Origin of the sequence: Dongia sp., from assembly GCF_041909655.1 — a bacterium.
GTDB lineage: Bacteria > Pseudomonadota > Alphaproteobacteria > Dongiales > Dongiaceae > Dongia.
The window spans coordinates 105784-126321 of the sequence record NZ_JAYRDA010000004.1; the positions used below are offsets into that span (position 1 = coordinate 105784).

At 63.9% G+C, this 20538-nt stretch carries 17 protein-coding genes; 8 read left to right on the top strand and 9 right to left on the bottom strand.

The features are described from left to right. Positions 1-92: 92 nt before the first annotated feature. The gene (gene hutH, locus ACE3PR_RS09435) at positions 93-1628 is read right to left on the bottom strand and encodes a histidine ammonia-lyase (RefSeq protein ID WP_374370996.1); all 1536 of its coding nucleotides are present in this window, start codon (positions 1626-1628) and stop codon (positions 93-95) included. Between the two features lie 112 nt (positions 1629-1740). Here hutH and ACE3PR_RS09440 point away from each other — a divergent pair, with 112 nt between their 5' ends. Beyond that, positions 1741-2598: a phytanoyl-CoA dioxygenase family protein gene (locus tag ACE3PR_RS09440; protein WP_374370998.1), complete on the top strand. Its 858-nt coding sequence runs from the start codon at positions 1741-1743 to the stop codon at positions 2596-2598. A 172-nt stretch (positions 2599-2770) separates the two neighbouring features. Continuing rightward, a complete protein-coding gene (locus ACE3PR_RS09445) occupies positions 2771-3481 on the top strand; it encodes a substrate-binding periplasmic protein (protein WP_374371000.1) in 711 nt (236 codons plus the stop codon). On the opposite strand, the gene ACE3PR_RS09450 is transcribed toward ACE3PR_RS09445, so the two are convergent. After that, complete coding sequence (locus ACE3PR_RS09450; RefSeq protein WP_374371002.1) at positions 3463-4341, bottom strand: TauD/TfdA dioxygenase family protein; 879 nt, start codon at positions 4339-4341, stop codon at positions 3463-3465. The genes ACE3PR_RS09445 and ACE3PR_RS09450 overlap by 19 nt on opposite strands. A 13-nt stretch (positions 4342-4354) precedes the next feature. Next, entirely contained in the window at positions 4355-5860 is a 1506-nt protein-coding gene (locus ACE3PR_RS09455; RefSeq protein WP_374371004.1) for an FGGY-family carbohydrate kinase, read from the bottom strand. Positions 5861-6025: 165 nt separating this feature from the next. Here ACE3PR_RS09455 and ACE3PR_RS09460 point away from each other — a divergent pair, with 165 nt between their 5' ends. Genes ACE3PR_RS09460 through ACE3PR_RS09485 form a run of 6 tightly spaced genes read left to right on the top strand, consistent with a single transcriptional unit; the run spans position 6026 to position 10940 of the window. Beyond that, positions 6026-6652, top strand: coding sequence for a glucose-6-phosphate isomerase (locus ACE3PR_RS09460; RefSeq protein ID WP_374371006.1), 627 nt, complete (start codon positions 6026-6028; stop codon positions 6650-6652). A 12-nt stretch (positions 6653-6664) separates the two neighbouring features. Then, positions 6665-7312 (top strand): bifunctional 4-hydroxy-2-oxoglutarate aldolase/2-dehydro-3-deoxy-phosphogluconate aldolase, encoded by a 648-nt coding sequence (gene eda, locus ACE3PR_RS09465; protein ID WP_374371008.1) that lies wholly within the window; start codon positions 6665-6667, stop codon positions 7310-7312. Then, complete coding sequence (locus ACE3PR_RS09470) at positions 7313-8257, top strand: shikimate dehydrogenase (protein ID WP_374371010.1); 945 nt, start codon at positions 7313-7315, stop codon at positions 8255-8257. Beyond that, entirely contained in the window at positions 8241-9212 is a 972-nt protein-coding gene (locus ACE3PR_RS09475) for an NAD(P)-dependent oxidoreductase (protein WP_374371012.1), read from the top strand. The genes ACE3PR_RS09470 and ACE3PR_RS09475 overlap by 17 nt, the downstream gene beginning before the upstream one ends. Continuing rightward, positions 9202-10068 (top strand): MBL fold metallo-hydrolase, encoded by an 867-nt coding sequence (locus tag ACE3PR_RS09480; protein WP_374371014.1) that lies wholly within the window; start codon positions 9202-9204, stop codon positions 10066-10068. Before ACE3PR_RS09475 ends, ACE3PR_RS09480 begins: the two co-directional genes overlap by 11 nt. After that, positions 10065-10940 (top strand): SIS domain-containing protein, encoded by an 876-nt coding sequence (locus ACE3PR_RS09485; protein ID WP_374371016.1) that lies wholly within the window; start codon positions 10065-10067, stop codon positions 10938-10940. The genes ACE3PR_RS09480 and ACE3PR_RS09485 overlap by 4 nt, the downstream gene beginning before the upstream one ends. Here the strand turns inward: ACE3PR_RS09485 and ACE3PR_RS09490 are convergent. From ACE3PR_RS09490 to ACE3PR_RS09515, 6 genes are all read right to left on the bottom strand, one after another. After that, complete coding sequence (locus ACE3PR_RS09490) at positions 10937-12190, bottom strand: cysteine desulfurase-like protein (protein WP_374371018.1); 1254 nt, start codon at positions 12188-12190, stop codon at positions 10937-10939. The genes ACE3PR_RS09485 and ACE3PR_RS09490 overlap by 4 nt on opposite strands. A gap of 95 nt (positions 12191-12285) precedes the next feature. Next, positions 12286-14358 carry an NAD(P)-binding protein gene (locus ACE3PR_RS09495; RefSeq protein WP_374371021.1) on the bottom strand — a complete coding sequence of 691 codons (2073 nt, stop codon included), beginning with the start codon at positions 14356-14358 and terminating at the stop codon, positions 12286-12288. A gap of 270 nt (positions 14359-14628) precedes the next feature. Further along, positions 14629-15390, bottom strand: a complete 762-nt coding sequence (locus ACE3PR_RS09500) for a cupin domain-containing protein (protein WP_374371023.1) — start codon at positions 15388-15390, stop codon at positions 14629-14631. 178 nt (positions 15391-15568) lie between these two features. Next, complete coding sequence (locus ACE3PR_RS09505; RefSeq protein WP_374371025.1) at positions 15569-17593, bottom strand: CocE/NonD family hydrolase; 2025 nt, start codon at positions 17591-17593, stop codon at positions 15569-15571. Between the two features lie 18 nt (positions 17594-17611). Then, positions 17612-19630, bottom strand: coding sequence for a dipeptide ABC transporter ATP-binding protein (locus ACE3PR_RS09510; RefSeq protein ID WP_374371027.1), 2019 nt, complete (start codon positions 19628-19630; stop codon positions 17612-17614). A gap of 4 nt (positions 19631-19634) precedes the next feature. Then, complete coding sequence (locus tag ACE3PR_RS09515; RefSeq protein ID WP_374371029.1) at positions 19635-20531, bottom strand: ABC transporter permease; 897 nt, start codon at positions 20529-20531, stop codon at positions 19635-19637. Between the last annotated feature and the right edge of the window lie 7 nt (positions 20532-20538).

The following is a 20538-nucleotide window of genomic DNA, read 5'->3' on the forward strand; positions in this document are numbered from 1 at the left end:
GACGCGCCTCGGTCCCCAATCCGGCTAGCTGTCGCTACGTGCGAGCAATGCCAGAATAGCACGCAAGGCGGAGGGAATCCCTGCGCCGGTTTTTACGATGACGATCGCGTGAGGGCCTTGGCGACGGCCTCGGCCCAGGACGTCTCGCCGAGGCGGCGCGCCACCAGGGCGATGTCGGGGGAGAGGAAGCGGTCTTCGAGATAAGGCGGGATCTCGGCGCGAAGCGCCGTATGGGCGGCACCCGTGCCGCGGCCGGGTTTGAGACCGGGATAAAAATCGAGCGCCTGTGCTGCCAGCAGATATTCGATGGCGAGGATGTGCCGCGCATTGGCAATGACCTGCAAGCATTTGAGCGCACCCGGCGTGCCGAGGGAGAGATGATCTTCCTGCTGGGCGGAGGTGATGTAATTGTCGGTCACCATGGGATGGGCCAGCAGCTTGTTCTCGGCCGCGAGCGAGGCCGCCGCGTATTGCGCGATCATCATCCCGGAATTTACGCCACCGCCCTGCACCAGGAAAGCCGGCAGGGTGCTGGTCGCCGGATTGATGAGGCGGTCGAGGCGCCGTTCGGCGACCGAGCCCAGTTCCGCGATGGCGATGGCGAGGAGATCCATCGCCATGGCGAGACTCTGGCCATGGGGATGGGCGTTGGAGATGACGCGATAATTGTCGGGATCGCCGAGGACCAGCGGATTGTCGGTCGCGGATGTGAGCTCGATCTCGATCTGGCGGCGGACATGATCGATCTGGTCGCGGGTGGCGCCGTGGATCTGCGGGATGGAGCGGATCGAGAGTGCGTCCTGGGTGCGGTAGCCCTGATGCTTGGCGACGATCTCGCTGTCGGCGAGGAGCGCCCGCAGCCTTTCACCGACCGTGATCATGCCGGGATGCGGCTTCAAAGCGAGGAGATCCGCATCATAGGCGGCGATCTGGCCTTTCAAGGCCTCGAAGCTCATGGCGCCGATCACATCGGCCCAATCGGCGAGATGCTCGGCCTCGGTCAAGGCAAGGCAGGCGAGGCCGGTGAGGCAGCGCGTGCCGTTGACGAGGCAGAGGCCGTCTTTGGCGCCGAGAGCGATGGGTTCGAGACCGGCGGCAGCGAGGGCCGTCGCGGCCGGTTGCGTGACATCGTTCACGGCGACGTCGCCGATGCCGATCAAGGCGAGGCCGATATGGGCGCCATGGGTGATGTAGCCGACCGAGCCCTGGCCCGGCACAAGGGGTGTGATGCCGGCATTGAGCAGGGCCACCAATTGATGGACCACGGCGGGACTGACCCCCGAATGACCATGACAGAGATCGTTGACCAAAGACGCCATGATGGCGCGCGTCGCCGTGACGGAGAGCGGATTGCCAACGCCGCAGGCATGGCTGAGAAGCGTGTTGCGCGAAAGCTGGGCCTGCTGGTCGCCGGTGAGGACGATTTCGCTGAGAGCACCGAGGCCCGTGCTGATGCCATAGGCGCGCTCGCCCTTCTCTATGATGCGCTCGACGATGGCGCGGCCGTTTCTGAGGCATGCCTCGGTCGCGGCAGCGAGGCGAAGCTGCACCTCGCCGCGGGCGATGGCCGCCAATTCGCGATAGGTCAAAGCCGCCTTGCCGCGTTCAATGATCGCCTGGTCCGCCATGGCCTCGATTTCCCTTATTGACTGTACCTGTATATACATGTCCTGACAGGTGGGCAAGATAACGGGGCATGAGCTTTTGGAAAGCGGCACCTGTGGTAAGCAAGCATTTGTCATGGTGACCCGAATTTGGCAGGGTCACTGCCGGCACAAGAAAGGCAGCGAAGAGAAGATGCAGGTCACGCAACAGGATATCGCCGATTACGCCCGGGACGGCGCCATCGTTCTGCGCGGGGCGTTCACGGATTGGGTGGATACCTTGCGCGACGGCATCGCGCGCAACATGCGCGAGCCCGGCCCCTACGGCACGGAGAATGTCCGCCCGGGCGATGGCGGCGGCAGCTTCTTCGACGATTACTGCAATTGGCAGCGGATTCCGGAATTCACCGATTTCGTCATGAACTCGCCAGCGGCGGAACTGGCCGGCCGGCTGATGGGCAGCCGCTCGTCGCAGATTTTCCATGACCATGTGCTGGTGAAGGAACCGGGCACGCCGAAGAAGACGCCGTGGCACCAGGACATGCCTTATTACTGCGTCGACGGCATGCAGACCGGGAGTTACTGGATTCCGCTGGATCCGGTCTCAACCGACAATACCTTGCGCCTGGTGCTGGGGTCGCATCTCTGGCCCAAGCTGGTGCGCCCCAAACGCTGGGCCGGCGGCGAGGATTTTTATGCCGACACGGCGCAGTTCATGGATCTGCCCGATGTCGATGCCGGCGCATTCAAGCTGCTGGAACCCGCCCTCGAACCGGGTGATGCGATCCTCTTCAACTACCGCGTCGTGCATGGCGCCAACGGCAATGCGGGTACGGCGCGACGCCGCGCCTTCTCCTGCCGCTTCGTCGGCGATGATGCCACCTATGTCGAGCGGCCCGGCCGCACCTCGCCACCCTATCCCGGCATCAACCAGCAAAGCGGCGAACGCCTGCGGGAAGACTGGTTTCCCACGATCTGGCGGGCGGCCCGGTAGAAGCGTCGCGGTCGAATCATCGCGCTGGCCGCAAGGGCGGCAAAGTGCGACACTTCCTGGCCGCTTGCACGGATGATGGAGCGCGACGCTGTCTCATTTTCGTCATGGAATCCTGGCCGGCCTGTTTCTGCTGCTGGCGAGCCAGGCGGCCCCGGCCGCCGACGCGCCCCTGTTGCGGATCGGCTTTACGAACCAGGAATCGCCCTTCTTCGTGATGGGCAATGGCAGTGCCATTCCGGCGATGCCCGGCATCGCCGTCGAGATTGTCGAATATGCGGCCAAGAAATGCGAGGTCGCCCTCGACCCGGCGCGCTATCCCGGTGGCCGGCTGCTGGCTCAGATGAAAGACAATACGCTCGACGCCGTGCTGATGCTGTCCTTCAGTCCGGAACGGCTGGCGTTCGGGGTCTATCCCATGGCAGGCGATGCAGCGGACCCGGCCTTTCAATTAGCGACGCTGAGCTATGCCTTCTATGTGCGCAAGGATAGCGGCGTCACCTGGGACGGCACCTCTTTGCTGGGCTTGCAGCGCCCCGTCGGCGCCAATTTTGGCTGGTCGATCGCCGATGATCTGAAGAAGCGCGGACTCAAGGTCGAGACCGCGCAAGAGACGGAGAACAATTTCAACAAGCTGCTGAACAGCCGGATCGATGCCTTCGCCATCCAAACCTTGATCGGCGACGCTTATGTCGCGCGGCATGACCTCGCCGACCAGGTCGCGGTGCTCGACCCGCCGATCTCAAGCAAGCCTTATTACCTGGTCTTCAGCCATGGCTGGCACGATGCGCATCCGCAAGCCGCAACCTGCCTGTGGCAAAAGATCGCCCGGATCCGTGATCAGGATATGCCGGCGCTACTGTCGCGCTACAACGATTCCATGTGAGCAATACCCCGGGGCTGCGCGCCCGCAAGGGTCGTCCTGTAGAGCAGCCGCCGTTCGCCATCGTAATCGTTGATGGCAAGATGCAGGGTGGAACGATTGTCCCACATCACCAGCATGCCATCCTGCCAGCGCAGACGGCACTGGAATTCCGGCCGCGTGCAATGCTGGTGCAGGTAATCGAGCAGCGGCTTCGATTCCGCCACCGACATCTCGGCGAAACGCTGGGTATAGACCGGGTTGACGAAGAGTGCCTTGCGCCCGGTCACGGGATGCACACGCACGACCGGATGCAGAACTTCCTTGTCGGCGCCAGGATCGTTGCGCGTCATCTTGATCGAGCGGCTGACCGCCGCATCGGGGCCTGGCCCCGTCGTGCCGTGGGGCCAGCCGGTATGGACCGCAAACAGCGGATCGAGCAGGCGCTTGAGGCCGTCTGACAGGGTTTCATAGGCCAGATACTGATTGGCCCAGAGCGTGTCGCCGCCGAGGCGCGGCAGCTCCGCCGCCTGCAGCAAGGTGGCATCGGGCGGTTCAGGCAGGAATGAAAAGTCGCTGTGCCAGGTGCCGCCGAAGGTCGAAATGCGGCGCTCATCGGCCTCCTTCAGCACGGCGATGATGTCGGGATGGCTGGCCATGCCCGCGACATAGGGCACGCGCAGGACCTCGCCGAAGCGGCCGGTCACGGCGAGGAGATCGTCGGGCGAGAGATGCTGGTCCTTGAAGAACAGCACCGCATGTTCGGCGAAGGCATGCTTCACTGTGGCGATCGTGGCATCGGAGGCGGCGCGCAGATCGATGCCGGAAATTTCGGCGCCGAGATGCGGCGTCACGGGACGGATGTCGATATTGCTCTCTCTCATGTCGGCAAACTTCTCACGCCTTGCCGAGGCTGTCGAGATCATCATAGAGGACCTGGGCATGCTGGTAGAGCCGGTCGAAGACCGGCTGCATGCGCTGATAGGTCTCGACCCATTGGGGATCCGGCAGAACCTCGCCGACATGATGGACGAAGGCATCGGCCGCAGCGGCCACCGACGAGAAGCGGCCCGTCGCGGTGGCGGCGATCGCGGCACAGCCCACGATACCGCATTCCGCTTCCCGCGGCACCACGATCGGGATGTTGTAGGCGCTGGCCTTGATCTTGAGCCAGAGCGGCGTCTTGGCACCGCCGCCCGAAGCGATGACGCGCTCGAGCTTGTGCCCGCAAGCCTGTTCCATGATGCGGATATGGCGCGTTACGGCAAAGGCCACCCCTTCCATCACCGCGCGGTGGAGATGGGGAAGGCCATGTTCCGCGGTGATACCGAAGAACTGGGCGCGGGAATTGCGATGCTGCCCGAAGCGTTCGCCGGTGAGATAGGGCAGGAAGAAGAGCCGCTCGGCACCGGCGGGTGCCGCCGCCGCTTTCTCGACGATGGCGGGATAATCGAGTGCCCGTTCGTGAAAGGCGCGGCGCGCCCAACGCATGGCATCGCCGCCGGATTCGAGGAGCACGAAACCACCCCAGCCGCCATCCACCGTGCCGATATTGGAGATCTCGGGATCGAGCAGCGGTTGCTCGGAAACGAGTGTGATGATCGAGGAGGTGCCGGTGACGTCGGAACCGAGGCCGGGGCGCGAGACGCCGGAACCCAGCAGCGCCACCGGGAAATCGCCGCCGCCGACCAGGACCGGCACGCCCTGCGGCAGACCGGTTTCCAGCGCCGCTGCGGCGGTCACGGAACCGAGAATGTCGAGCGGTTGCCGGATCGGCGCGAGCTTGGCCCGGTCGAGTTCGAGGAGATCGCACATCTTGGGCGACCAGGCGCCGGTCTTCGGGTCCATCAGAAAGGAACAGGCGGCCTCGGTGCGGTCCATCGCGATCTCGCCGGTGAGGCGGAAATTGATGAAGTCCTTCGGCATCACGACGGCAGCGGCGGATTGATAGGCGGCGGGATCATGGTCGCGCAGCCATTGCAGTTTGAAAGCCGGCCAGGCGGGTGTCGGCGGATTGGCGCTGTCGGCAAGGTAATCGGCGGTTCTGTGCTTGGCCTCGAAGGCGGCGACGAGCGAGGCCGTGCGCTTGTCGTTCCAGAGCGGCACGTTGGGCCGCGTCAGTTTGCCATGCGCATCCAGCAACACGGTGCCGTGCATCTGGCCGCAGGCGCAGATGGCGGCGATGTTCTTGCGGGAATCGGGGTGTGCTGCCAGCAGATCGCGAATGGCGCGGATCGTGCCCTGCCACCAATCCTCGGCGCGCTGCTCGGACCAGCCATATTGCGGCACGATCTGGTCATGCTCATGGGCGACGAGGGCCAGGATGGCGCCGTCCCCGCCCACCAGGGCAGCCCGGGCGCTGCCGGTGCCGACATCGATTGTCAGGAAAAGATCACCGGACACGCTTTCCATCCTCGCTGGTCGTGAGAATCGTAACATAACTACGGGAATTCCCTCGTCAACCTGCGTATTTTCCCCTCAATTGGGTGCAATGCAGCAATCTAGCGCCTGTTTCTTGACTCTTCCGGCGCCGAAATGTAGTAAAACTACCGAACAAGCGGAGCCAGCATGACCTTCCCTCCACCCCATGCCTGCCGGATCGACGTTGCCGCGGGAACCATGGCCGGCGCCACCGGCACCTATCAGAAGAGGCTCGCCGATCTCGTCGGGCTCTATGCCGACGCGGCGGCCTTCGCCGCCCGCGCCGAGAAGGAAGGCACACGCGTGGTCTATGACGTGGCCGATTTCCGACCTTCGGGCGCACCCGGCGATCTCATCTTCGGGGTGACGCGCATGTCGCCGGGCTCTATCGGCGACGAGTTCTTCATGACGCGCGGCCATATCCATGCCCAGACCGACCGGCCGGAAGTCTATTACGGGCAGAAGGGGCTGGGCCTCATGCAATTGGAATCGCCCGAGGGCGAGACGCGCATCCTGGAGATCGGCGCGCAGACGATCTGCTACGTGCCGCCCTATTGGATCCACCGTTCGATCAATATCGGCGACGAGGATCTTGTGATGATGTTCACCTATCCCGCCGATGCCGGCCAGGATTACGGCATCATCGAACAATCCCAGGGCATGCGGCACCGTGTGATGCGTGATGGGAAAGGCGGCTGGCACCTGGTCGAGAACCGGGATTACCGCCCACGTGCACCGGAAAAAATCGCCGCTTTGCTGCAGGCAGCTCAATAAAGGAAGAACGACATGACCACACCCTTCGAAATCATCCGCAGCATCGGCGTCGTGCCCGTCATCGCCATTGAGCGGAAAGAGGATGCGGTGCCGTTGGCCGATGCCTTGCTGGAAGGCGGGCTGCCGGTCGCGGAAATCACCTTCCGCACGGCGGCGGCGGCGGAGGTGATCGCCGCCATGCACGACAAGCGCCCCGATCTCTGCGTGGGTGCTGGCACCATCCTTGATCTTTCCTCGCTCGACGCGGCGATCAAGGCCGGCTCGTCCTACGGCCTGGCGCCGGGTTTCGACGGCAATATCGTCGCCGCCGCGGCGAAGGCGAAACTGCCCTTCGCGCCCGGCATCATGACGCCGAGCGACCTTTCCGCCGCGGCGGCAGCCGGCACCAAGCTGGCGAAGTTCTTTCCGGCGGGTCCGGCGGGTGGCCCCAGTTTCCTCGCCGCGATCTCGGCGCCCTTTCTGCATCTGGGGATCACCTTCATCCCGACGGGCGGTGTGACCGAGGAGAACCTACCCGATTGGCTGAAGGTGAAATCGGTGGTGGCGGTGGGCGGCACCTGGATCGCGCGCACCGAGGATATCCGCAACGGCCAGTTCGCCGAGATCACGCGCCGCGCCAAATCGGCGGTGGCGGCGGTAAAGCGCGCGCGGGAGGGATGATTGGCGCCTCTTCCGCCAGCCACGAGACCCACCTTTTATTTCATCGGCGTCACCACGCAGAGTTCCTCCATCATGCGGGTGTTTCCGGCCTGGGCGGCGCATCTCGGTTTGAATGATGCGCAGCTCATCGGGATCGATTTCCCGCTCCACGCGGAACCCGCCGCCTATCGCGACGCGGTTTCTTTCATCAAGCAGGATAAGCTGTCGCTGGGAGCGCTGGTCACCACGCACAAGATCGATCTTTTCGCCGCTTGCCGCGACCTCTTCGACGCGGTCGATCCCTATGCCGAATTAATGGCCGAAACCTCCTGCCTCTCGAAGCAGGACGGCAAGCTCATCGCCCATGCCAAGGACCCGATCTCCTCGGGCCTTGCCATCGAGAGTTTTCTGCCGAAGGATCATTTCGCCGCGACCGGCGCCGAGGTTTTTGCGATGGGCGCCGGTGGCTCCACCATCGCCTTTACCTGGTACCTGATGCAGAAACAGCACGGCGCCAACCGGCCAAGCCGGATCGTCGTCGCCGATCGCGATTCACATCGCCTTGAGGAGATCAAGCGCATCCATGGGGAGATCGGCAGCGATATGCCGGTCGAATATGTATCTGCGGCAGAGAATGACGGGGTGCTGGCGGGCTTGAAACCGCACAGTCTGGTGATCAACGCGACCGGGCTCGGCAAGGATCGGCCGGGTTCGCCCTTGAGCGATACGGCAGTCTTTCCCATGCATGCCATCGCCTGGGACCTCAATTATCGCGGCGATCTGGTTTTTCTCGCGCAGGCGCGCAATCAGGCGGCAAAGCGGCACGTGACGCCCGTCGACGGCTGGACCTATTTCATTCATGGCTGGACCCAGGTGATCGCGGAAGTCTTCCATATCGCGATTCCGACCCGGGGCTCGACTTTCGACGCCATCTCGGCGATCGCGCACAATGCGGCGAAAGGCTGAGGCGATGCGCCCGCAAATTCTGGTCACACCACGATCCTTGACCTCCGGCACGCATCCCGCCCTCGCCCCCTTGCGCGCGGCGGGATTCGAGGTCGTCACCTCGACGCCAGGTCAATTGCCGAAAGAGGATGAACTCCTGTGCCTGGTGCCGGAATGCGTGGGCTGGCTGGCGGGTGTGGAGCCGGTTTCGCCAGCGGTGATCGCGGCGGCGCAGAGATTGATGGTCATCAGCCGCAACGGCACCGGGATCGACAATCTGCCGATCGAGGCCGTGAAGGCGCGCGGAATCACCATCGCGACGGCGGGCGCCGCCAACGCGCCGGGTGTCGCGGAGCTTACTTTGGCGTTGATCTTCGCAGGATTGCGCCATGTGCCCTGCGCCGATCAGGGCATCAAGAACGGCGCCTGGCCGCGCCGACGCGGCCGTGAATTGCGCGACAGGAATGTCGGTATCATCGGCTGCGGCGCCATCGGCGGCGAGGTGGCGCGGTTGGTGACGGCGCTCGGCGCCAAGGTGCTGGCTTTCGACCCGAAGCCGCGCGCGCTCGATCTGCCGGCGGAGAGATTCCGCTGGGTAGATCTGGAGACCGCGCTGACGCAGGCCGACATCATCACCTTCCATTGCCCGATGCTGGCGGGCGGCAAGCCGATCCTGGATGCAACGGGCTTTGAACGGCTGCGCCCGGACGTGCTTATCGTCAACACGGCACGAGCGGGGCTGGTGGACAAAGATGCGCTACTCGATGCGCTGGCGCGCGGCAAGGTCGACGCTTATGCGACCGACGTCTTTGCCGAGGAACCACCCAGCGATCTTGCGCTGGCGCGGCATGAACGCGTCATCGCCACCAGCCATATCGGCGGCTTTACCGATGAAAGTGTGGCGCGGGCAACCAGCATCGCGGTCGAAAATCTATTGGCCGTGCTGGCGCCCAAACAGGCGCGCCATGCCGGCTAGGCTCGTGCAGCAGAAGCGTCCGGCACCGCTGGCGGAGATTCTGGCGGCACCCCCCGGCAATGCGCGGTGCCTTTATTGGCTGGGCCAGGCGGGCTTCGTGATCGAGGCCGAAGGGAAACGCCTGGTGATCGATCCCTATCTGTCGAACTCGTTGGCCGAGAAATATCGCGGCAAGCTCTATCCCCATCAGCGCCTGATGGCGGCGCCGGTTTCGCCGCTGGAACTGGGGCGGGTCGATTTGGTGCTTTCGACCCACCAGCATACCGATCATATGGATCCGGAGACCCTGCGCCCGCTGATGGCGCAGCAGCCGGGCCTCAAACTGGTGGCGCCACGGGCCGCGCGCGAGGAAGCGACGCGGCGCGCGGGCGTGGGACCTGAGCGGCTGCATCTTGTTGATGCCGGTGAGCGCACCCAACCCTTGCCCGGAATTTTCGTGACGGCGACACGCGCCGCCCATGAGACTTTGGAACGGGATGCGGCGGGCAACCACAAATTCCTCGGCTATGTGATCGAGATCGGCAATTGGCGCATCTGGCATTCCGGCGATACCATTCCCTATCAAGGCATAATCGACGACGTGGCGCCTCTGCGCCCCGACATTGCATTGCTGCCGGTCAATGGGCGGAGCGCCGAGCTGCTCGCCAACAACGTGCCGGGCAATCTGGCGCTCGGGGAAGCGATCGAGATCGGCCGCGAGATTGGCGCGGAAGCCGTGATCGCCCATCATTTCGGCATGTTCGATTTCAACACCGAAGATCCGGCGGCGATCGACCGGGCGGCGGCGGCCACACCCAAGCCGCATCTCTTCCGCGCCGATCCGGATCAGGTCTTTCTTTGGGAGGAGCAGCGATGATGGATCCGCTTCCCAACAGTCAGAACGTGCTGGAGACGATCCGCCTGCGCCATGCCAGATTGCGCAAATCCGACCGCAAGGTGGCGGATGTGATCCTGGCCGACCCACCGCGATTCCTCACCGCGACCGTGGCCGAGACCGCCGCCATCGCCGAGGTAAGCCAGCCGACCGTGATCCGTTTCGCAACCGCGATCGGCTGCAACGGCTATCAGGATTTCAAGTTGCGCCTCGCCCAGGCTTTGGCGCTGGGGACCCCGGCCACGCATTCCGTGCTGCTGGAAACGGATGCGCCAGAGACCGTGTTCGAGAAGATCTTCGATTACACGATCAGCAGCCTCGACTGGACCAGAAAGCGCATCGATCCGCAGGCCATCGCGCGGGCGATCGACATCCTCACCACGGCAAAGGCGATCGATTTCTTCGGCTTCGGCGCCTCGGGCATCGTCGCCCATGACGCGCAGCAGAAATTCCCGCTTTTCGGCGTGCCCTGCGGCGCGCCCTCGGATCTTCACCAGCAGATCATGGTGGCTTCGATGATGCAGCCGGGGAATGTCGCAGTCGTGATCTCGAATACAGGTACCACGCCCTCGATGATCGATGTCGCGAAACTGGCGCGGGCGAACGGCGCCCGCGTGATCGGCCTGGTGGGTGCCGCCCAGGCGCCGCTCCTCGCGCATTGCGATGTCGGCATCGTCATCGAGACGCTGGACAACACCAATGACTACACGCCCACCATCTCGCGCATCGCCGCCCTGGCGGTGATCGACGTACTCTCGACCGCCGTGGGCCTCCGGCGCGATCCCACTTATCGCAACCGCGTCGCCGCCATGAAGCGGCGCCTGCAAGCCTATCGCGGCTCGCAGCCGCTTTAGGAATGGGCTGTGATGGCCGCCTTCACCGCGGCGATCACCTGGCCCACTTCGTCTTGCGTGTTGTAATGCGCGATCCCGATGCGGACGACACCCTCGCCTTCGGGAATCCCCAGTTGGCGCACCAGTTCATAAGCGTAATTGTGGCCGTCCCAGACGAAGATATTGGCGGCGGCGAGCGCCGTTGAGATGGCGACCGGCGCCACCGATTTGTGGCGGAAGGATACGGTCGGCACGCGGTGGTTGGCGCGGTTGGGATTGGTGATACCGGCGATGGTGATGCCGTCGATCGCCTGCAAACCAGCGATCAATTGATTGGCGAGGGGTTCCTCGTGATCGACCGAGGCCCTGTAGGCGGCCGCGATGCGGGCGCGGCGTGTGCCGGTGGCGCCCACTTCCCCGCCCAGCCAATCAAAGTAATCCACGGTGGCACTGAGCCCGGCCAGCAATTCGATCTGCGGCGTACCGGTTTCGAAACGGTGCGGCAGGGCATTGTCGGAGCAGCGGCATTTATAGGCGTAGAGCTTTTCCAGCAATGCCTCGCGACCCCAGACGATGCCGAGATGCGGGCCGAAGAACTTGTAGGCCGAGCAGGCGAGGAAATCGCAACCGAGATCCTGCACGTCGACGAGGCGGTGCGGCGTGAACTGGACCGCATCGACATAGACCAAAGCACCCGCCTTGTGGGCGATTGCCGTCAGTGCCTTCACGTCGTTGATCGAACCGGTCAGGTTGCTGGCGTAATTGAGGCAGACGAGGCGCGTGCGGTCGCTGAGCAGAGCTGCAAGATCCTTGCCCTCGATCTGCCAGGTTTCCTTGTCGAAAGACAGGAACTTGACGTTGAGTCCCTTGTCCTTGGCGATCTCGAGCCAGGGCGAGACATTGCCTTCGTGATCCATACGCGTGACGATGATCTCGTCGCCCGGCTTGAAATCATGGGCGATCGAGCGCGAGAGATGGAAGGTGAGCGTGGTCATGTTGGCGCCGATGATGATCTCGCGCGCCGAGCGGGCGCCCAGAAGATCGGCCATGACCTGATGGGCACCATCCACCACAGCACCGGCGAGCTTCGTCGTGGCGAAATGGCCGCCGAGATTGGCGTTGGTCTCCAGCAGGCATGCGCTGACCGCCGCGGCGACGCGGGCTGGCACCTGGGTGCCGGCGGGATTGTCGAGATAGATCCGCGCGCGGCCTTGATCGGTCAAGGCTAGGGCCGGGAATTCCGCCCGCAGACGGGCAATCGGGAAGGTCATGGTCGTTTCGCTCCACAGATTTCGCCCCGCCAGGCGGGTTGCGCGTGGCGGGGCGGTTTTTGTTCGTGCCAATCTAAAGAAGTTCGCAAGGCGGCTCAATCCACCGCCAGGGCCGCCACTTCGCGGCGGAAGGGCATGGCATCGCCGAGATCGGGTGCGTCCAGCTCGCGCGCGTAGCGATGGCCGGCATAGGTGGCCCAGGCGATCGGGCCCGGCGCTTCGGCGTCGCCGATGCGTTTTACCGATTTGATGCCGGCATCGGCCCATTCCGGCTGGCAGGCCAGAAGATCCCGCCAGATGCCGTCGCGGCCGATGCGGGAGGTGACCAGGGCAACGGCATCGGCGGGAAGCGCCCCGACCGCGCCGGTATAGGCGCAGGCGGTTACGACGTGATCGCCGGCGATGCGCGCCACGCTGCGGTTGAGCACGATCTCGATTCCAGCGGCGGCGAGGCGGCGGTGGATGGCGCCCTGCTCCAGCGTGTTTCTCGTCCAGTCGGACACGAAGGCTGAGGTCGTGACCAAAGTGACCTGGCAGCCCGTCGCCGCCAGCAATTCGGCGAGCACACCGCCCATGTAGTAGTGATCATCGTCGAAGAGCACTACGCGGCCGGATGGCAGCCGGCCGTCCATCAGATCGTCCGGCGTGAAGACCGGCATGGCGGCATCCATCGGCATCGGCACCACATGGGCGCGGGCGACACCATCGCGGCGCCAATCGGCACCGGTCGCGATCGCGACATGTTCGAAGCCGAAACCAAGGATGTCCTCGGCGGAGAGGCGGCTGTCGAAATAGATCTCGACATTGGCGAGCTTGCCCAATTGATAGGCGCGGTAATCGCGCACGCGGCCCCAGGCGGAAAGACCGGGGAGCTTGCATTCGCGGGCGACACGGCCGCCGAGTTCGGTCCCCGCCTCGGCCAATGCCACGCGGTAGCCACGGCGGCCCAGGGCCAGCGCGGCTTCGAGACCGGCGGGACCGGCGCCCACGACCAGCACGCTCTCGCTTGCCCCCTTCACCGCGATCTCCTCCGGATGCCAGCCCTTGCGCCATTCCTCCATGAAGGTCGGGTTCTGCGTGCAGCGCGAGATCGACATGGTCATGTCGCCGGTGATGCACATGTTGCAGCCGATGCATTCGCGGATGTCGTCGATGCGCCCCTCCTCCACCTTCTTCGGGAGATAGGGATCGGCGATCGAGGGCCGGGCACAGCCGATAAAATCGAGCACGCCGGATTTGATCTGCCGCACCATCACGTCGGGCGAGGTGAAGCGGCCGACACCGACGACGGGTTTCGGCGTCAATTGCTTGATGCCGGCGACGAGGCGCTCCTGCGCCCCCTCCTCCTTGAAGCGCGAGGGGCCGGAGCAATCCTCCCAGGCGCCATGGGCGAGATCCCAAAGATCGGGAAGATCCGCATGCATTTCGATCATGTCGCGGAGCTCGGCATTGGCGAAGCCGAGATCGCCGATCATCTCATCGAGGGAGAGACGCAAGGTGATGCCGCAGGTATCGCCAATTTCGTCGCGCGCCTCGGCCACCAGCTCGCGCATCAGGCGCGCGCGGTTTTCGAGACTGCCGCCATATTCATCATTGCGCTGGTTGGTGGCGGTGGAGAGGAAATGCTGGATGATGCCGAAGCCATGGGCGCCGTAGAGGCAGACGAGGTCGAAGCCTGCCTGTTTGGCGCGGCGATAGGCGTTGCGGTGCCAGCGCCGGAGATCGCGGATGTCTTGCTTGTCCATGGCGCGGGCCTGGACCGGGTCGTTGGTGAAGGTGCGGATGGGGAGCGCCGTGGGAGCGCGCGGCACTTCGCGGGTATAGAGATTGGGGCCGTTCACGCCGGAATAGGCGAGTTGGATGCCGGCCAGCGCCCCGTTGCGCTTCATCGCCTCGGCCATCTTGGCGAGTGCCGGGATGTCGGCATCGTCCCAGAGGCGCAGTTCGATGAAGGGCGTGATCTCCGAGGTGTGATGCATCTCGCATTGCTCGGTGAAGATGACGCCCCAGCCGCCCTCGGATTTGACGCCGCGCATGGCCGCCGCCGCGGATGGATCGCGATAGCCGCCGCCATTGCAATGCGGCACCTGATAGAAGCGGTTTTTGGCCGTGACCGGGCCGATCTTCAGGGGCTCGAAGAGGATGTCGTAGCGGGGATCGCGGGCCATGTCTGACACTCGGGGTAAGGTGGCGCCGGCGGCACGAACCGCCGGCATCTGCCGATGAGCACAGTATGGCGAAGGGTTATTTCAAGGAAAACCAGCGATTATCGAGCCGCGGCATAGGGGGAGGCTATGCTGTGGCAGGACATCACAATGACTGAAATAGCCGTCATCCCCCGCGAAGGCGGGGGATCCACGAGTTACTTTCTTCGGCCGCAAGCAAACTCGTGGATGGCCCGCCTGAAGCGGGCCATGACAATTGGATGCAGGTATCGCTCATCCATTCTTCGGAATGAAGATGCTGTAGAGCTTTTTGACCGGCACCGGGTTGTACCATTCGACATTGGCGCCCTTGGGCACGAAGAAGGTATCGCCGGCGGTGAAGGTCTTGGCGCCGAGATCGGGATCGGTAAGGGTGACCGAGCCTTCCAGCAGATGCATCAATTCGTGGCGTGGGAACGGCATCGCCTTGCGGCGATAGGAGGTCGAGCCCCAGACCCCATTGGTGAACTGGCCGGTCGGATCCTCGGACCAGTTATGGCCAAACTGGGTCGGTACGTCGCTGAGGAGAATATCCTTCGCAGGCGGCGGGCTCGGCTGCAAATTGTGGTCGGTATCGATCTTGAGCACCTTGAGCGATGCCGAATCCTTGGGGGCCGTGCCGCTCGGGTCTTCGAAGATGACGTAGAATTTCCGCACATAGCCGGTCTGGTGCCACTGGCAGACCAGATCCTTGGGCAGGATGAAGCTTTCACCGGCGGTGATGACGGTTTCCCGGCCCGACGCCTCGCGGATCGTGACGGAACCTTCGAGCAGAATCATGAATTCATGGAACGGATAGGGGCTCATGCGCGTGGTCATCGGCGTGCAATCCCAGACGCCGGTATTGAGGCCGAGAATCGGGTCATTGAAATATTCAACGCCGCGCTGCACCGGTGTGCCGGCTTCAAGCTCGGCCGGCGAGATCGCCGGCAGCACCGGCATCTCGTCGGCATTGGTGTCGTGGCGGGCGAATTTGATGACCGATGGCTTAGACACGAGATGCGTTCCTTCTGTTGCGGCGGCGGCAGGCTAATGCGATTTCGGATGCAATGGAAGCACCCCCCACCCCAACCCTCCCCCCGCTCTCGCGGGGAGAGGGAGTGAAGGGTCGGTCGCCGCTCATTTCTTCCCCCTCTCCCCGCTTGCGGGGGGAGGGCCGGGGTGGGGGGCGCGATCAGACGTGATCGCGCGGGATCAGGCAATCCCATTCCTTGGAGAAGACGCGGACATCGCCCTCATAGGCGTCGAGCGTCGCCTTGAGGCGGAAATGCTCGCGCGTGACGCTCATATGCGTCCGGGCATCGATGTTGATGCGGAAATCGCCGCGACCGAACTCCTTCTTCCAGACGATGTCCGCCTTGGCCGAGAGCGGATCGGCCGGTTTGATCGTGTAGGTCTTGTGAGTCGAGGCGCCGTATTCCCAATTGTCGAATTCCGGGATGGAGGTGAGGCCGCCGCCATCGAGTTCGTCGACCGTCACGGTACCGGTATGGTGATCCAGGGTGACGCGGGCATGATCGTTGTCCGGCCGTATCTGCCGCGAGGCGAAAGGCGGCGCGTTCTCGGCAGGAGCGAATGCCGGCAGCCTGGCATCCTCGGCCCGGGTCGGGCGGATGGGAAGTTCAAGCCCGCTTTCACCGGTAAAGATCGTGAGCGTCACCTTCTCCGGCGAGGGCCAGACGATCGGCCAATAAGAAGATGAAATGGCGACACGAAGACGGCTGCCCACACCCAGTTTCTGCGCGCAGACATTGAGCTTGATCGCGATTTCATAGGCCTTGCCCGGCTCCAGCTTCTCCAGCTTCTCGTGCCCGTTGCGATGGGTGAGATTGAGGAGGCCGTAGCTGAAGCGCGTCACGGCGCCGTCCGGCAAGACCTCGGACAAGGTCACCGCGACGAAGGCATCGGGCTTGTCCGCCGCGATCTTCAGGCGGATGACCGGCGCGCCGACGAATTCCAGGGGTTCTTTCAGGATCTCGGTATCGAAGGTGAGCGAGCCGCCCGCCTCAATGCGCTGGTCGATCGCCTGATCCGGCGCGAGGCCATAGGGACACCAGGCACCAGCGGCAAGACCCACCGTTTGCGGCGAGCAGATGGTGAGCGGTTCGACAGCGGGCTTGGTGCCGGGCGACGCGAGCGCACCCTTTGCCAAAGGATAGATTGTCGGCTTGATGCGGGCACTGGGCCAGGTGTCTTCCGCCACCCAGCGACCGGGCCGTTCATCGTATTTGGGCTGCGGCGGGACGGTGTCCTGCATCCAGACCCGCAGCATGGGTTCGTCCATGATACCGGTCTCCTTGCCCTTCAGCCATTTGTCCCACCAGCGCAAGCATTCCTGCAGGAAGCCGATGCGCGGGCCTGGATAGGCGAAGTTCGGGTATTTATGCGCCCAGGGACCGATCAGGCCCTTGCGCGGGCAGGAGAGATTTTCCAGCATGCGGAAGATCGGGTTGGTATAGCCGTCGGCCCAGCCACCCACCAGATAGACCGGGCATTCGACCGCGCCGTAATCCTCGGCGATCGAGCCGTGCTTGTAGAGATCGGTGCGGCGCTGCGTGCGGTGCCATTCCTCGAGCCAGAAGCCGGAGCCTTCCAGGCGCTGCTTCCACATCTCGCGCCATTTGTCGCCGACCAGGGCCGGATCGGGCGGTGCCGCGTTATAGGCGAACATAGTCGAGCCCCAATTGAGCTTATCGACCAGCAGGCAGCCACCCATGAAATGGATGTCGTCGGCATAGCGGTCATCGGTCGAGCAGAGCGAGATGACGGCCTTCAATTCCTTGGGCCGGCGCGCCGCCACCTGCAAGCCGTTGAAGCCGCCCCAGGAGATGCCGATCATGCCGACATCGCCCGTGCACCATTTCTGGGCGGCGAGCCAGGCGAGGATTTCGAGGCAATCATCCTGTTCCGATTTCAGGTACTCGCCCTTCAAGACACCTTCGGATTCACCGGAACCGCGAATGTCGACGCGGACACCGGCATAGCCGTGGCCGGCGAAATAGGGATGGTTCAAGGCGTCGCGTTCGGTGGTGCCGTCGCGCTTGCGGTAAGGGAGGTATTCGAGAATCGCCGGAACGGGATTCTTCTCGGCATCTTCCGGCAGCCAGATCGTGGCCGAGAGCGTCACCCCGTCCTTCAAGGGAATCCGGACATGATGCAGCACCTTGATCTTGTGCGGGAAGTCGCTCCGGTAAATCACGTCAAATCTCCTTCAATGTCAGTCGGTCAATGGGTAATGGCAACGCACGAGGCGGCCATCGGCGAGCGCACGTTCTTCCGGCGCGTCGATACGGCAAAGATCGGTGGCGTAACGGCAGCGCGCATGGAACTCGCAGCCGGACGGCCTTCGCGCAACACTCGGCACCTCGCCCTCGATCGAGACCAATTGGCGGCGCTGGGTCGGATCGGGCCGCGGGATGCCGTCAACCAGGGCCTTGGTATAAGGATGCGCGGGGCGATTGAAGATCGCCTCGCAATCGCCCTGCTCGACGATGCGCCCCAGATACATGATAGCGAGGCGGTCGCTGATATGCCGCACGACGGGCAGGTTGTGCGAGATGATGAGATAGGTGAGGCCGTGCTCCACCTGGAGCGAGCGCATCAGATTGAGGACGTCGCCCTGCACCGAGACGTCGAGGCCGGCGGTGGGTTCGTCGGCGATGATGAGGCGCGGCTCCAGCGCCAGCGCCCGGGCAACGCCGACGCGACGCGCCTGACCGCCGGATAATTGATGCGGATAGCGATTGAGGAGTTCGCGCGGCAGATTGACCATGTCGGCCAGGCGCTCGGCCAGGGAATCGCGATCTCCGGCCTGCGGGCGGTGCACGTCGAAAGGTTCGAGAATGAGGGCGCGGACATTCTGGCGCGGACTCAGGGAACCGATCGGGTCCTGGAACATCATCGCCATGTTCTGGCGCAGGGGGCGGAATTCGCCTTCGCTCAAGCCCACCAATTCGCGCCCCTGCAATGTCACCGAGCCGCCCTTGGCGGGTACCAAACCGAGGATGCTGCGCCCGAGCGTGGTCTTGCCGGAGCCGCTTTCACCGACGAGGCCCAACGTCTCGCCCTTGCGAAGGTCGAGACTGACATCGATGAGGATGTCGATCTCGGCGCGCGGCTTGCCGGGCAGGAGTGCCGCAAGGCCCCCGCGCGCCTGATAGCTGACGCGAAGATTGCGCACGGAAATGAGCGGCGCTTCCTGCGACACGGGGACGGGTGTCGCCAGGGGCGGCGGCGCGGGCAGCGTTTGAACAGCCGGTTGCGCCGTGTTGACGGCGAGTAGATGACAGGCGGCGTCGTGGCCATGGCCGGCATTGTGGAAGGACGGTTTTTCGACCTGGCAGCGCGCGAAGGCATGGGGACAGCGCGACACGAAGACGCAAGCCGCGGGCGGGCGGCGGAGATCGGGGAGCTCGCCGGCGATGGTGGGTAGATAGCGGCTTCGTTCCAGCACGCGTGCCGGATCGCATTCGATGAGGGCGCGGGTATAAGGATGCGCGGGGTTGGCAAAGACCGATTGGATGTCGCCGCGTTCGATCACCTCGCCCGCATACATGACGACGATCTCGTCGCACAATTCCGCGACCAGACCGAGATTGTGCGAGACGATCATCATGGTGGTGCGGAATTCGCGCTGCAATTCCCGGAGCAGATGGATGACCTGCGCCTCCATGGTCACGTCGAGCGCCGTGGTAGGTTCGTCGGCGATCAGCAATTGGGGATGCATGAGGAGCGCCATGGCAATGCCGGTGCGCTGGCGCATGCCGCCGGAGAATTGATGCGGAAATTGCCGGATGCGCTGTTCGGGATCCGGTATGCCGACGCGGTTCATCATGCGGATGGCATGCTCGATCTTCTCGGCCCGGCTCTGGTCCTTGCGGCGATAGGCGATGTCGAGCATCTGCTGCAGGTAGGTTTTCATCGGGATCTGCGAGGTCATCGGATCCTGGAAGACGATCGACGCCTGGGCACCGCGGAAGGCCCGCAATTGCTCGGCATCGCAATCCAGGAGATTTCGGCCGTCGAAGCGAATCTCGCCGCCATCGATGCGGCCGTTCTCAGCCAGCAATTGCATCATCGCCCAGATGACCGTGCTTTTCCCGGATCCGCTCTCGCCGACGATGCCGACGATCTTGCCCCTGGGCACGTCGAAGCTGACATTCCGGAGCGCCTGGACGTCGCCGCGTCCGGTGCCGAAGGAGACGTTGAGATCGCGGATTTCGACAAGGTTCGGCATGATATTAGCGCCCCTTGCCGAGGCGCGGATCGAACACGTCGCGCAACGCTTCACCGAGAAAAGTGAAGCCCAAGGTGGTGAGGACCAGCGGGATGCCGCCGGCGATGATCGGCCAGGGCGTTTCGCGAATGAGCAGATAGCCTTCGTTGAGGATGCTGCCCCAGCTGGCGGTGGGCGGCAGCACGCCGAGGCCTAGGAAGCTCAGCCCCGCTTCCACCGTGACGACGACGGGGACGTCCATGGCGGCGAGGATGAACATCGGTCCGATCACATTGGGCGTGATGTGACGCCAGAGAATGCGCCAGAGGCCCACCCCTAGCGAGCGTTCGGCCAGGATGAATTCGGTAGTCTTCAAGGCCATGGTGCTGGTGCGCACGAGGCGCGCATAGCCCGGGATGGTGGTGATGATGACGATGGCGAGGATGAGATTGAGGTTCGGGTTGAGCAGCGGAATGTTAATGCTGAGGCTGGGACCCAGCAGTGCACCCGTTGATAGTGCCATGATGATGGTCGGGAAGGAGCGGATCACGTCGAAGAAGAGCAGCAGCAGATTGTCGAGCCAGCGCGGCCCAAACCCGGCCAGCATGCCGAACAGCATGCCGAAGACCAGCGAGACAGAGATCCCGATCGCCGCCACCTGCAAGGCGACGCGGCCGCCATAAAGTATGCGGGAATAGGTGTCGCGGCCGAGTTGGTCGGTGCCGGCGAAATGATCGAGGCTGGGACCGGACAGGCGCGCCGGAATGTCGAGGGCGTTGGGATCATGGGTTGCAAAGAACGGGGCAAGAATCGCACTGGCAAAGAACAGCAGCACCAGCAGAAGGCCCAGCATACCCTGCCAATTGGTGACGAAACGCCCGAGTTTGACCCAGCCTTCGCCGAGGTCGCGTTCCGAGCGCATAACCGTT